Source organism: Streptomyces sp. 2-1, assembly GCF_048564895.1.
Classification (GTDB): domain Bacteria; phylum Actinomycetota; class Actinomycetes; order Streptomycetales; family Streptomycetaceae; genus Streptomyces; species Streptomyces phaeochromogenes.
The window spans coordinates 10,419,010-10,431,766 of the sequence record NZ_CP183383.1; the positions used below are offsets into that span (position 1 = coordinate 10,419,010).

A 12,757-nucleotide genomic window follows, 5' to 3' on the forward strand; every position below is an offset into this window, starting at 1 on the left:
CTTGTCAGGTGAGTCCGGCCCTCTCGCAGGCGGCCTCGAGCTGCGGGGTGCAGATCTGCTCGACCGTGTACACGCCGTCGTCGATCAAGGTGTCCTCGATCGTGTCGACCGTCACGGACACGGGGGTGAGCAGGACGGCCGGAACCGTGTGCCCGCCACGGGGCGTCACCTCGCCCTTGGCGACCCGGTCGAGGCTTTCGTTGCGGGCCGCGGCCACGGCCATGGCGGCGCCGGCGGAGGCCTCGGGTGCGAAGGGCTTGTAGACGGTCATGTACTGATCGCCGCCGACGATGCGCCGTACGGCTCCGAGCTCGGCGTCCTGCCCGGTGACCGGGGGCAGCGGGGCGACCTTGTTCGCCTTGAGGGAGGAGATGCAGCCGGCGGCCAGGCCGTCGTTGGCCGCGTACACCCCGTCGATGTTCTCGACACCGAGGGCCGCGATCGCGGCGGACATGTTCATGTGAGCGGTCTCCGTCCTCCACTGGAGGGTGTCGTACGCCTCGCCGATCTTCACCCGCCCCTGGAGCACGGACAGCGCGCCCTTCTTGAACGACACCGCGTTGGGGTCGGTGGGATCGCCGTTCATCATGACGATCTGGTCGTCGGGCGCCCTGTCGCCCATCGCCGTCAGCAGCGCCCTGCCCTGGAGCCTGCCGACCTCCTCGCCGTCGAAGGAGGCATAGCCCGCGATCGGGCCCTCGGCGAGGCGGTCGTAGGCGATGACCGGGACGCCCGCCTGGTCCGCCTTCCTGACCGCGGGGCGCATGGATCTGGCGTCCACGGCCACGAGGATGATGGCGTCGACCCCCTTGGTGAGCATCGAGTCCATCTGCTCCTGCTGGATGGCCACATCGCCCTTGGCGTTGGCGTTCTCGACCGCGCAGTCGTCGCACAGCTCCGTGATCCTCTTCTGGAGCAGGCGCCGGTCCTGTGTCTCCCAGCGGGCTGTGGTGGAGTCCGGAAGCAGCACGCCGATTCTCAGCGCGTTCCCGGTGTCGGAGTTGTCCTCGGCGTCCTGCCCGCAGGCCCCAAGGGCGACAAGCGTCGAGATCACGGTCATGACGATGGCCGCGCCCCGGATGCAGGCCTTCATGTGAAAGACCTCCCTTGTCCTTCACCTCGCGTGACGAGGGGCGCTCACGGTTGTCCGCGCCCGGCCCGAGACGGTCAGGGGGTCCGGGTGCGTCGCGGCGTCAAGGGCTGGCGTGTGACCGGCGTGGCAAGACGAACACGTCTCAACTGTTGCACCGGCCGTGGTGATCTGCGAACGCAGCGGTCCGGCTCCGGCCGTCGGCCGCGGCGGTGACGGCATTCGGCCTGATCTGTCGGGTTCGTTCTTCTATGCGATTCTGGTAGGTGGGCGCCCGATCTCAACCCAGCGGCACCTGCCGCATGGACCGGAGGTAGGTCGCGGACATGCATCATGACGGCCGCGCCCTGGCCGGAGTCTCGGAGCCGCGGGAGTCCCGGACCGGCGCCGACGACAACGGTTCACGGCCACCCCTGCCGAAGGCCGCCGCGAGCGACAGGTCCCTGACGTTCGCCGGAGTGGCGTTGGCAGCGGTCTATGTGCCCGACGCCGGGAACGGCGATCTCCGGTTGGTGGAGACGGCCGGACGCGCCGCGTCCCGGTACCTGCCGCCGGAGCGGCTGCCCCTGTCCGGTGACTCACCCGCGGCGCACGCCTTCCGCACCGACCGGCCGCTGTGGCTGGACCTCGCGGTACTCGCTCCCCCCTCGGAGGGCCGGGACTCCGCAGGCCGGCGCTCTGCAGGCGGGGATTCCGAAGGCCGGGATTCCCAGGGCGGGCATTCCGGGGGCGGGCCGATGTCGTCGTCGGCACAGGCGCAGCCACGGGCGCAGGCGCAGGCTTGGGCGCCGCAGGCACAAGCACAGGCGCGGGCGCGGCAGGCGCAGGCCCCGCCGACAGAGGCACCGCTCGCCGCCCTGCCGCTCGGGGCGGAGGGCAGGCGGCTGGGCTGCCTCGTCGTCGTGGGAGCGTCCTCGGTCGGCTTCGAGGCCGAGCAGCGGCGTTTCCTGGAGCGGTACGCGGACGCGATCGCCGGACTGCTCCGGACCGAGGCCGGCCGCCCCGCGCCCACGTCGTTGCTGAGTCCCGCCCTGCTGAGTCTGGGCGTCGGCTCGTTCGTCCTGATGCCGGACACCGGTCTGATCGAGGCGGACGAGGCTCTGCTCGATCTGGTCGGCATCACACCGGACGACTTCGACGGCAAGGTCGACACCTTGCTCGCGCACGCGCTCCCGGAGGACATGCACGCGCTGATCTCCGTACTGGAACCGTCCACGGAGGCGTTCGGGCGCCGGGAGCTGGAGTTCCGTGTCCGCCGTCCCACCGGTGGAATGCGCTGGCTGAGCCTGACCTGCCGGGTGGTGGCGAGCACCGACGACAGCCCGGAGCAGGTGCTGGGCGTCGTGACGGCGACCTCGGTCCTGCGGCAGAGCGCCGACGACGTGTCCAGGATCCAGTGGCTGACCGCCGCACTCGACGACGCGACGACGGTCCGCGACGTCGGCCGGGTGGTGGTCACCGCCCTTCGCGAGCCGCTGGGCGCCGACCGGGTGGCACTCGCCGAGTTGCGGGACGACCGGCTCATGGTCACCGTGCTAGACCCGCCCCAGCCCGCCGCCTGGCCCGACTCGTGGCGTTCCGAGTGGCGTTCGGAGTGGCCCGACGCACCGGTCAGCGCCCTGCCCACCCTTCAACTGGCGCTGCGGGACGGACGGATGAACCTGTGGTCCGCCGGCACGGCCCTCGAACCCGCGCTCGCGGGCATCGGTGCCGGAGGTCTGGCCGTGCTGCCGCTTCCGGCCAAGGGCCGGGTCGCGGGCGTGTGCCTGGTCGGCTGGGACGAGCCCCACGACTTCGTCCCCGAGGAGCGGTCCCTGTTCACCGCCACCGCGGCGCTGGTCGGACAGGCCCTCAACCGCGCACACGCGCACGACGCCGAGCAGGAACTCGCGACGATGCTGCAGCGCAGCCTGCTGCCCCGGCGCCTCCCCGAGCTGCCCGGCGGGACGGCGGTCGCCCGCTATCTGCCCGCCCGGCGGGGGCTGCAGGTGGGCGGCGACTGGTACGACGTCATCGCCCTGTCCGAGGACCGGGTGGCGCTCGTCATCGGAGACGTACAGGGACACAGCGCCGGAGCCGCGACGATCATGGGCCAGATGCGTACGGCGGTCAGGGCCTACGCGGTCGAGGGCCACCCGCCCGATGTGGTCGTCTCGCGCGCCAACCGGCTCCTCGTCGGTATGGAGACCGATCTGTTCGCCACCTGCTGCTATGCCGAACTGGACCTGGAGGAGGGCAACACCCTCTTCGTCCGGGCCGGGCACCTCTCTCCGCTGATCCGCCATCCCGACGGCACGACCGAGGAGGTGCAGGTCGAGGGCGGGCTCCCACTGGGCATTCTCGCGGAGGCCGAATTCCCCATGACCACCGTCGCGTTGACCCCCGGCACGGTGCTCGCCCTGGTCACCGACGGGCTGGTCGAGGCGGCCGACCTGCCTCTGGACGAAGGCATGCGGCGCACACGTGAGGCCCTCGCCGCCGCCGATCCCGCGGATCCCGGGCGGATGGCCGACGAACTGCTCGGCGGTGTCGACCGTCGCGAGGACGACGTGGCGCTGTTGCTGCTGCGCTACGACGGGATGAAGTCCCGGCCGATCCGGGCCGGTTGGGCGGTGTGGCGGCTGCCCGACGCCGTCATGCACGCCCGCCGTTTCACCGCGCGCACGCTGCGCAAGTGGCAGGTCGAGGACGTGGCCGACGCGGTGCTGCTCGTCGTGTCCGAACTCGTCACCAACGCCCTGGTGCACACCCAGGGCCCGGTACGCGTCGATCTGATGCTCCGCGGGGACCGGCTCCGGGTCTGCGTGACCGACTCCTCGCCGCGCGCGCCCGCCAAGCCCGTGTCCGTGGACTGGGAGTCGACCGGCGGTCGGGGCCTGCTCCTGGTCGAGGCGATGTCCGAGTCCTTCGGGTCGATGCCGGTGGCCGACGGCAAGCAGGTGTGGAGCGAGATCGTCGTGCCGCGACGCGAGCCGACTCCCGCGGACCCGGAGCCCGGGACGGGACAGGAACCCGGTACGGAACAACCCGGTACGGAACAAGGGGCCGGGCCATGAGAACGCGTACGAGACGTCTCGTCGCGGCGCTCGTCGCCGGGCTCATGGCGATGTCCCTGGCCTCGTGCGGAGGAGACGACGCGGCCGACACGGACAGCTTCACCGTCGGTCTGCTGCTCCCGAGCCGGGCGGTTCCCCGCTGGGAGCATGCCGACAAGCCCTTCATCGAGCAGCGCCTCAAGGAGCTGTGCCCCCGCTGCACCGTGGCGTACGTCAACGCCGAGAACGACGCGGCGAGGCAGCGGCAACAGATGATGTCCATGATCACCAAAGGGGTCGAGGTCCTGATCCTTGACGCCGCCGACACCCGGGCGATCCGCTCCTCGATCCAGGAGGCACGCAAGGCGGACATCCCGGTCGTCTCCTACGACCGGCTCGCCGAGGGCCCGATCTCGGGGTATGTCACCGTCGACGGCGGACAGGTCGGCAGGCTCCAGGGCGAGGCCCTCCTGACGGCCATGGACGACAGGGCGAACGGCGAGAACGTCGTCATGCTGAACGGCGATCCGACCAGCCCCAACGCGGCCTGGTACAAGCGGGGCGCCCTGTCCGTCATGACCGGCAAGGTGACGATCAGCAGGTCGTACGACACCCTGGGCTGGAGCAAGGACAACGCCCACACCAACATGTCTGCCGCCATCGCGGCCCTCGGCCCCGACCGGATCGACGGCGTCCTCGCGGCCAACGACGCCATCGCCGCGGGCGCCATCGCCGCCTTCAAGAGCGCCGGCGTCACGAAGCTGCCGCCCATCACCGGCCAGGACGCCGACCTCGAGGCCGTGCGGCGCATCATCAGGGGCGAGCAGTACATGACGGTGTACAAGCCCTTCGCGGCCGAAGCCGACGCGGCCGCCGCCATGGCCGTCGCCCTGGCGCGCGGGGAGGAACTCGACGACGTGGCCAAGACGACGACCGACAGTCCCACCACCGAGGACATCCCGTCCGTTCTGCTCACTCCGAGCGCGGTGACGGTCGACAAGATCGACCAGACCCTCGTCAAGGGCGGCGTGTACACCGTCGGCCAGATCTGCACCGTGGAGCTCCGGCGCGCCTGTGAGAAGGCGGGGCTGACCGACTAGGCGGGGCTGACCCGCTACGGGGACGTGGGCCCGATCTCCGGGACGTTCCACGACGACGCTCTGCCGCCGCCCTCGTCAGCGAACGGGACGCCGCCTGGCGCGCCGGGACCAGACGACGGCGGCAACGATCACGTCGGCAGCCAGGAGCACGATGCCGATGACCAGCAGATAGCCCAGGCCGTCCGCCGCCACGCCGATGATCCCCAGGACGACTGCGGCGAGGACGACCAGCAGGAAGAGCACCATCGCCGGCACACCTCCCTTCGGGTTCCTTCGAGCAGATTGCCGTCTCGGTCGATTGCTGTCTCGGTGGAGCGTGATCTCAGTGGAGCGCGGTCTCAGTGGGGCACGGTCTCAACGACGCGCGAGTTGCCGTTCGCCGTTCGCGCCCGGCTTGTAGGCGATGCCGTAGTACTGGAAGATCTCTTTCTCCTGCTCGGCGGGCAGAATGTCGTCCGTACCGATCGAAGGAGCCTTCTTCACCAGGCTCTTGGCATAGGAGACCTTGAGGTAGCCCGGCCCGAGGGTCGTCTCGTCGAGGGGGACGAAGACAAGACGCTGTCGGGTGGGCAGTCCGGTCCGAACGGTGGCCACGGCCGGTTCGTCGGTGGCGGTGTCCACATAGACCGCTTCGAGCACGCCGATCCTGTGTCCCTTCGGATCGACGACGTCCTGGTTGCGCCATTCTCGGATGTCGGCTGCTTGGATCATGCCGTTCCCCTCTGAGCGAGGCGCCTGTCGGTGCGCGTGGACGTGCACCAACCGCAACAATTTTACTACGGTCCGTGCTGGTCGGACATTCGCGAGTGCCCCGTCGAAGGCCTCCTTCCCGCGTGGTGCGCCAGGGCGGAGACCGAGGATCGGGGCCGGTGCGGCAGCCGTCCATCGCAGCGAGTACCCGCAGACGTCGCACCGTATCCGCAACCTTTGGGCAGGACTACGCTGTCGAGTGAGGCCCCAGTCCCCGGCAGCGATGTCCTGTTCCGCTCCTGGGAGGCCCACCGTGCACCAGGTGACCACGTACCGCGAGGAAGAGCGGCCGGTGACGGCTGTCGCTCCGGCGAGGGATGCGGCTCTGCTGGCCGAGATCGTCGAACTACGAGCCAGGAACGAGCAGTTGGGGCGGGCGCTGGTGACGCGTGCGGTCATCGACCAGGCCCGCGGGATGGTGATGGCCATGGCGCCGTGCTCCAGCGATAGGGCCTGGGACCTGCTGGTGGGGGTGTCTCAGCACTGCAACATCAAGCTCCGGGACGTGGCCGCGGCCCTGGTCGCCACGACGGACGACGAGACGCTCCCGGAAGAGATCCGGCGAGAGTTCCGCCGGGCGCTGCGGCGCCTGCACGCGGTGGACCGGGGGTGACGGCGTGCGCCCGGCGGATGGCACCGGGAGCTGTGAACTCAACTCTCCGGTGCCTTCGTCCCGGCCGGCCGTCGGACGCCCCTGCTGAGTAGCCCTGTCGGCGAGTCCCAAACACCCCCGCGATTCCTGGCCCGTTCGGTCCCTCTGCCCGTCGGATTCCTGGCCCGTTCGGCCGTTCGGCGTTCGGGCCGTGCGGCTACTCGGGCCGTTGGGTCCGGTCGTTGTGGGCGAGGCCGTCCGGATGCTCGGACGTGCGCTCCCCGAGAGGAAGTACCAGCACCTGCAAGGTCGTTGGGCCGGGAAGCCGGTGGATCTGGCCCGCCTCCTGCCAGCCCCAGGTCGTCAGGGCCGCGCAGGTCGATCGATCGGAGCGGTCCACCAATGTGACGCCGAGCGAGGCCTCGTGGTCACCGAGCAGGCGTTCCTGCAGCCGGCGGGCGAGTCCGTGGGCGTGCTGGTGGGGATGGACGACGGTGTCGAGGATCGCGAAGACATGTCCGGAGGCGGTGAGTTGCTCCAGGTTCTGCGGCAGCGGCCCGTGGAACCCCTCCCACCAGGAGCCGTCGCGCGGCACGGGCACTCCGAAGGCGCAACCGGTCAGGGACTGCGCCTCGGCCACCAGCATGTCGAATCCCGGCAGTTGTACGTCGTCAGCGAGGCGGAGCAGGAACTTCTGCCGGTCGCGGAACTCCTCACCGGGTGAGGCGGCGGACGACTCCACGTACAGATCCGCGAGGTCCTCCCGCAGGCCCTCGGCCTGCCAGCGGTTGAGTCGGCGCAGCCGCACCGTGTCCATGGCGGACGGCTCGGAAACTTCGGAGACTTGAGGGTCGTTTGGTTGCGGCGGGGTGCGCATGGGCGCCTCGGTTCCAGACACTGGGAGAGGTGTGGGGACAGGCATCGTTGCCGACTGGCAGTGCACCGCCGGGGTCTGGGACGTGCACTTCGCAGCATAGCCCCGAATCGGCCCCGGGCCGGGGCCCGTTGGGCGTTTGAAGGCGGGCTGCCCGGGAACTCGTCCGACGTGCTTCAGACCGGAGGCACGCCCGTGGGAGCGGCTGTCGCTGCTCCCCAGTGTGCTGCGGTCCGACGGCTCCCACGGTGAGCGATGCCACCGATCAGGGAGACACGTGCCCATGCCGATCGCACCCACGCAGAACCGGCCGCCCAGGCGTCTCTACGACGACGCCCCGGACACCGACGCCGCGTTCCGTCGCATCGCTGCTTTACCGAAGGGCCCGGAGCGTTCCGCACTGGAACAGGAAGTGGTGTGCGCCTGGGCGCCGATGGCCGTACGGCTGGCCCGGCGCTTCCGACATCGCGGCGAGTCCTTCGAGGACCTCAAGCAGGTCGCCCAACTGGGCCTCGTCAAGGCGGTGTCCCGCTTTAACCCGGCCCTCGGCACCGCCTTCCCCAGCTTCGCCATACCGACGATCCTCGGAGAGGTGAAGCGGCACTTCCGCGACGACCTGTGGGTTGTGCATGTACCCAGGCGCGTACAGGAGCTTCGCAGCCGGGTCCGCTCCGCCGGCAACGAGTGGGCTTCGCTCAACGGCCGTGAACCCTCCGCCCTTGAGATCGCCGCGCACACCGGACTCACCGAGGCGGAGGTACGACTGGGCCAGGGAGCCCTGGAGGCGTACACGGCGCTGTCCATGGACGCCCTGCCCGGCCACTCCGCGGACGGCTACGCCCTGACCGACACCCTCGGCGGCACGGAGCCCGGCTTCGACCGGGTCGTCGACCGCGAGGCGCTCCGGCCGCTTCTGCAGGCACTGCCCGAACGGGATCGGCAGATCCTCTACATGAGGTTCTTCTGCGAGATGACCCAGCAACGCATCGCCCTGCAACTCGGGCTGTCCCAGATGCATGTCTCCCGTCTGATCACCCGCATCTGCGCGGGCCTGCGCGATCAGGTGTGGGCCGAGACCCACGATCTGAGGAGGGTGTCGTGACGACGTGACGAGGGCGCGGGTGACGCGTGCACGGGGTGACACATGCACGGGTGGCATGGGGGTGACTGCCGGGGTGCGGGCCCGGACGGTCAGGCGCCCAGACCGACGAGGGGCTCGGAGCCGTCGATGAACGCGCGGGCCACATCGACCAGGCGCCGGTTGTGGGAGCGGGCGTAGCCGCGCAGTGCGGTGAAGGCCTGCTCCATGTCGATGTTCTGGCGCTCGGCGAGCTTCCCCTTGGCCTGCTCGATCAGCACCCGGCTGTTCAACGCCGTCTGGAGTTGTTCGTTGAGGACGGTGCTGCGGTGCGTGGTGCGCTGCTGCAGAAGGCTGATGGTGGCGACGTCGGCCAGGGCCTGCGCGATGAGCGTGGCGGCCGGGTCGAAGGGGCCGGGGGTGGCGCGGAACAGGTTCAGCGCGCCGACGACCTCGTCCCGCAGGCGCATCGGCAGGGCTTGCACGGCGCCGAACCCGCTGCGATGGGCCGCCGTGACGAAGCGCGGCCAGCGGTCGACCTCGCGGGTCAGGTCGGGGACGATCACCGGTGCGCCGGTGCGGAAGCACTCCAGGCAGGGGCCCTCGTCGTTCTGGAGCTGGAAGAGCTCGAGCAGGCGCACCTGTTCGTCGGAGGCGGCCATCACCCGCAGTTTGCCGTCCCGGTCTGCGAGCAGTACCCCGGCGGCGCCCGCGCCGAGCATGCCGACGCAGCGGTCGGTGAGCAGACGCAGGAAGTCGATGAGGTCGAAGTCGGCGACCAGGTTGTCGGCCAGCTCGACGAACGTCTTGGCCAGGAGCTGCTGATTCATCGTGACACCCTCGGTTGAGACTATTCCCGCCGGGGAGGGGCGGGAAGTGCAGCACGTTCGTCGGACGGCACCGATGCGTCAGGTTTCCTCGTCGGTCCGGTCGGGTTCCGCGTCGGGGGAGAGGCGGAGCCGGTGGGCCACCACGTCGGCGGCCACGTCGGCGAGCCGGAGCCCTTGCACATAGGCGTGGGCGCGTAGCCGGATGAACGCTTCCTCGATGCCGACGCCGAGTTGGACGGTGAGGATGCCGCTGGCCTGGTCGATCTCCGCCCGGTACGCGCCCAGGTCCTCGAAGCCTCGCTCCGCTGCCGGCCCGCCACCCGTGGGGTTCGCCTCGACGATCTGCGTGTCGAGCAGGAGCAGTGTCGCGAGATCGGCGAACGCCAGCGCGTCGGCCAGCTGCTCGGCGTCGAGCACGGTCGGCACGTCGGCGTACAGGTCCAGAACTCCCGGGATGATCGCACCAATCTGCAAGGGGAGCGCGAAGACGGCGCGCGCTCCGGCCTCCAGAGCCGCGTCGGCGAACACGGCCCAGTGCTCCTGCAGTTCACCGGTGAGCAGATCGGGCGTCAAGACGGCGGAACCCCGTACGAAGGCATCCACGCACGGTCCCTCGCCCAGCGTGAGCTGGAGCTCCTCCAACTGTGCGCTGATGTCGTCCGTGCTGCACAGCGGATGGCTCGCCGCGGTCCGGGACATCGCCGACAGCCCGGCCCCGCCGACCGGCAGCGCGGCCACGGCCGCGGTGCACACGTCCACCACGCCGGCCCGGGCGCCGCGCCGGGCCGCCTGCTCGGCGACGAGCACCTGTATCCGGTCCGAGCGACTGTCGGCCCTCACCCGTGCCACCGCGTCCAGGCCCCGGAGGTAAGGCGGTTGAGAAAGCGCTGGCGGTCGGACCGGTCCGACCGGCGGTGCGGCTCCCGGGGCGGCGGCGTCTCCCACGAGGCAACGTACGGATCCGCCGGTTCCCCGCTCATGTCCTCCGCCTGCGACGAACACCCATGGTTCTACCATCCTCACGTCGAGGCCGTCTCCCGGACCCGAGCGGTCCGGGAGACACCCGGCACGGGAAGACCCCGGCCTGTTGTCCGTGGTGCGGCGGCCGGGGTCCTGGGCTGCGGGCGGTGCGACTGGCTGAGCTGCGGCTTCCGCCAGAGCTGTCAGCCGGGAGAGCGGGACGGTACGACGGGCCGGGCGGCCGGGGTGACACCGGCGGCGGCAAGGACATGTTCGGCCGAGGCGGCGTTGTCGTCCCGTACGGCCATGGCCATCGCGGTGTGGGCGGGGCCGTGGGCCGTCTGCGGAGGGACCACCAGGAACAGGAAGTGGTCCTGGGCGCCCCGGGTGACGATCATCGTGCTGTCCCCGACGGCGGACCAGTCGATGTGGACCGTGTGCCCGGCGACGACCAGATGGCCCGGGGTCTCGTCCCAGCCGCTCGTGTCGAGGCCGACGCGGGAGATGGTGCCGAGGCGGGCCGTCAGGGCGATGAGCAGGCCGGACAGTTGGCTGCCGATGTCGCGGGATCTTGGCCACCATGCGCCGTCGAACGTCCCCGTGCGTCTGGAGGTCGTCTCCAGCCGCAGCACCGCGGTGCCCGGACGCACCGGCTCACTGCTGGTGTCCGCGAGGAGCTGGACGGGGTCCATGACGACTCACTTCCCTTGTGTGCGGGCCCAGGCCCAGGACCGGAGCCGTCCGCGTCCCCCGCCGTCATGGCTCCGGCGATCACTGGTACCGCTCGTCGCGGCGCGACCCGGAACCTTCTGCGGGGCCGATGGCGCGGGTCCCCGTACAGCCGGCAGCGAGCGGCTGAAGCGGAACGCCGCGATGCGCTCGTCGTGCTGGTTGTTGAGCCGATGGATCAGGAACGCGCCCAGAGCGACCATCGCCAGGATCACCACTACGGTCACGAAGGTCTCCATGGCCGTCACACCTCCTTCGCCGGACGCGGCATCGCGAGAGCGACCGCCGATGTGCCGATTACCGGAGCAACCACTGCCGGGATCCGGGGAGTTGAGGGCGCTCCACCGGCCTCATGGCCTCCTTCGGAGTCCCAGACCGCCTCCACGGCCCGGTCGGTCTCCGTCACTGTGCCGAGGTGCGCCGCCTCCGCCATCAGCTCGCTGGCGGTCGACGTACGTATCGGATCGCTCGCGGCGGCGAGCAGCCAGGCCGCCGCGACGGGATTCGTCTGCGGAGGGATCACCAGCAGGTCCCAGCGGCCCACGCGGTAGGAGAGCAGCAACATCTGGTGCGGGTCCTGCTGGGCCATGAACGAGCCGACCTTCACCACATGGCCCGAGACGGGCACTTTGCGTGGGACGGTCGGCCAGTGTGCGGGATTCACCGTGACCCTGGTGATCCGCCCCCACAGCGAATCGAGTACGGCGGTCAGTGCGGGAAGTTCCGCCCCGAGATCGCGGGAGCGGGGCCACCAGGCGCCGTCCAGCAGGGCCGGTGCGGAGCCGGCGGGAGCCAGCGACATGCGCAGAGCTGGAGGAGAAGGCCGGTCTTCGAGTGTCGGCGCGTACGAAACGGTCGCAGTCATGATGCGAACCCTGCTCCGGGCGGTCGGAACCGGCCCCGGGGTAGTCAATCGCCGAAAACGACACGAGCATGGAGGCCGGTGCGCGAAGTACTCTCGGTAACCCCAGCCTACTCCTCCGTCAAGCCTCACGGACTGTTGTGCCCGGGCGCAGCGGCGGAGACGGGCGGCTACGCGTCGATGACGAGCCCCTTCGCCTCAAGTACGGCGGCGAGGTTGCTGACCTCGATGACGCTCTTCCCGGAGCGGTAGGCGGCGATGTAGGCGTCCTCGGCCTCGACCCGTTCCTGGGACTTGCGCACGACGTCCGCCAGGTCGTCGCGTCGTACCACCACCACGCCGTCGGCGTCGGCGCGCACGACGTCGCCGGGACGGACGATCTCGCCGCCGATCAGCACCGGTTCGGCCATCGGTCCCACGGTCTCCTTGACGGTGCCCTTCATGCAGACGCTGTACGAGAAGACCGGGAAGCCGAGTTCACGGAGTTCCCGCGTGTCCCGGACACCCGTGTCGGTGACGAGGCCGCCCAGGCCCTTGGCGACACACGCGTTGGCCAGTACGTCGCCGAAGGAGCCCGCCTCGGCGTACTCGCCGGCGGAGACCACGATGACGTCACCGGGCCGGGCGTGGGCGATGGCGACCTGCAACATGATGTTGTCGCGGGGAGCGCAGCGCACGGTGAACGCGGGGCCGCACAGCGACATCGCGGGGTCGACCGGCTTGATGGTCGAGTCGAGGGCGCCCAGGCGGCCCTGTGCCTCGTGGATCGTGGCGGCGGAGTACTTGCTCAACTGCTCGACCAGGTCCGGGTCGGGCCGGTCGAACTTCGTGTTGACGCGGATCATGACGCTCCTTCG

14 protein-coding genes are annotated in these 12,757 nt (G+C 70.4%); 4 read left to right on the plus strand and 10 right to left on the minus strand.

What is annotated here, in order from left to right; genetic code table 11:
- Window positions 1–4 precede the first annotated feature (4 nt).
- Window positions 5–1,093: a sugar ABC transporter substrate-binding protein gene (locus ACN20J_RS45515; RefSeq protein WP_361990196.1), complete on the minus strand. Its 1,089-nt coding sequence runs from the start codon at window positions 1,091–1,093 to the stop codon at window positions 5–7.
- 323 nt (window positions 1,094–1,416) lie between these two features.
- On the opposite strand from ACN20J_RS45515, the gene ACN20J_RS45520 reads away from it, so the two are divergent.
- Both ACN20J_RS45520 and ACN20J_RS45525 read left to right on the plus strand, forming a co-directional pair.
- Complete coding sequence (locus tag ACN20J_RS45520; RefSeq protein WP_419668320.1) at window positions 1,417–4,146, plus strand: SpoIIE family protein phosphatase; 2,730 nt, start codon at window positions 1,417–1,419, stop codon at window positions 4,144–4,146.
- Window positions 4,143–5,225, plus strand: coding sequence for a substrate-binding domain-containing protein (locus tag ACN20J_RS45525; RefSeq protein WP_419668321.1), 1,083 nt, complete (start codon window positions 4,143–4,145; stop codon window positions 5,223–5,225). Before ACN20J_RS45520 ends, ACN20J_RS45525 begins: the two co-directional genes overlap by 4 nt.
- 75 nt (window positions 5,226–5,300) lie before the next feature.
- Here ACN20J_RS45525 and ACN20J_RS45530 read toward each other — a convergent pair whose 3' ends face one another.
- Together ACN20J_RS45530 and ACN20J_RS45535 are read right to left on the minus strand one after the other, a co-directional pair.
- Entirely contained in the window at window positions 5,301–5,471 is a 171-nt protein-coding gene (locus tag ACN20J_RS45530; RefSeq protein WP_190230003.1) for a hypothetical protein, read from the minus strand.
- 108 nt (window positions 5,472–5,579) lie between these two features.
- Window positions 5,580–5,936: a PRC-barrel domain-containing protein gene (locus tag ACN20J_RS45535; protein ID WP_189842611.1), complete on the minus strand. Its 357-nt coding sequence runs from the start codon at window positions 5,934–5,936 to the stop codon at window positions 5,580–5,582.
- 301 nt (window positions 5,937–6,237) lie between these two features.
- Here ACN20J_RS45535 and ACN20J_RS45540 point away from each other — a divergent pair, with 301 nt between their 5' ends.
- On the plus strand, window positions 6,238–6,588 hold the full coding sequence (locus ACN20J_RS45540; RefSeq protein WP_259333865.1) for an ANTAR domain-containing protein: 351 nt from the start codon (window positions 6,238–6,240) through the stop codon (window positions 6,586–6,588).
- 196 nt (window positions 6,589–6,784) lie between these two features.
- On the opposite strand, the gene ACN20J_RS45545 is transcribed toward ACN20J_RS45540, so the two are convergent.
- Window positions 6,785–7,384, minus strand: coding sequence for a hypothetical protein (locus ACN20J_RS45545; RefSeq protein WP_246575321.1), 600 nt, complete (start codon window positions 7,382–7,384; stop codon window positions 6,785–6,787).
- A gap of 340 nt (window positions 7,385–7,724) precedes the next feature.
- Here ACN20J_RS45545 and ACN20J_RS45550 point away from each other — a divergent pair, with 340 nt between their 5' ends.
- Entirely contained in the window at window positions 7,725–8,543 is an 819-nt protein-coding gene (locus tag ACN20J_RS45550) for a SigB/SigF/SigG family RNA polymerase sigma factor (protein ID WP_189842609.1), read from the plus strand.
- Between the two features lie 89 nt (window positions 8,544–8,632).
- Here the strand turns inward: ACN20J_RS45550 and ACN20J_RS45555 are convergent, their stop codons facing one another.
- The 6 genes from ACN20J_RS45555 to ACN20J_RS45580 all read right to left on the minus strand — a co-directional run bounded on the left by ACN20J_RS45555 (window position 8,633) and on the right by ACN20J_RS45580 (window position 12,745).
- Complete coding sequence (locus ACN20J_RS45555) at window positions 8,633–9,349, minus strand: GAF and ANTAR domain-containing protein (protein ID WP_055615989.1); 717 nt, start codon at window positions 9,347–9,349, stop codon at window positions 8,633–8,635.
- 78 nt (window positions 9,350–9,427) lie between these two features.
- Window positions 9,428–10,189: an ANTAR domain-containing protein gene (locus tag ACN20J_RS45560; protein ID WP_419668322.1), complete on the minus strand. Its 762-nt coding sequence runs from the start codon at window positions 10,187–10,189 to the stop codon at window positions 9,428–9,430.
- Between the two features lie 323 nt (window positions 10,190–10,512).
- On the minus strand, window positions 10,513–11,001 hold the full coding sequence (locus ACN20J_RS45565; RefSeq protein WP_419668323.1) for a DUF5994 family protein: 489 nt from the start codon (window positions 10,999–11,001) through the stop codon (window positions 10,513–10,515).
- Window positions 11,002–11,007: 6 nt separating this feature from the next.
- On the minus strand, window positions 11,008–11,277 hold the full coding sequence (locus ACN20J_RS45570; protein ID WP_190229998.1) for a hypothetical protein: 270 nt from the start codon (window positions 11,275–11,277) through the stop codon (window positions 11,008–11,010).
- A gap of 5 nt (window positions 11,278–11,282) precedes the next feature.
- Entirely contained in the window at window positions 11,283–11,903 is a 621-nt protein-coding gene (locus tag ACN20J_RS45575) for a DUF5994 family protein (protein WP_419668324.1), read from the minus strand.
- 167 nt (window positions 11,904–12,070) lie between these two features.
- On the minus strand, window positions 12,071–12,745 hold the full coding sequence (locus tag ACN20J_RS45580) for a 4-carboxy-4-hydroxy-2-oxoadipate aldolase/oxaloacetate decarboxylase (protein WP_189842604.1): 675 nt from the start codon (window positions 12,743–12,745) through the stop codon (window positions 12,071–12,073).
- Between the last annotated feature and the right edge of the window lie 12 nt (window positions 12,746–12,757).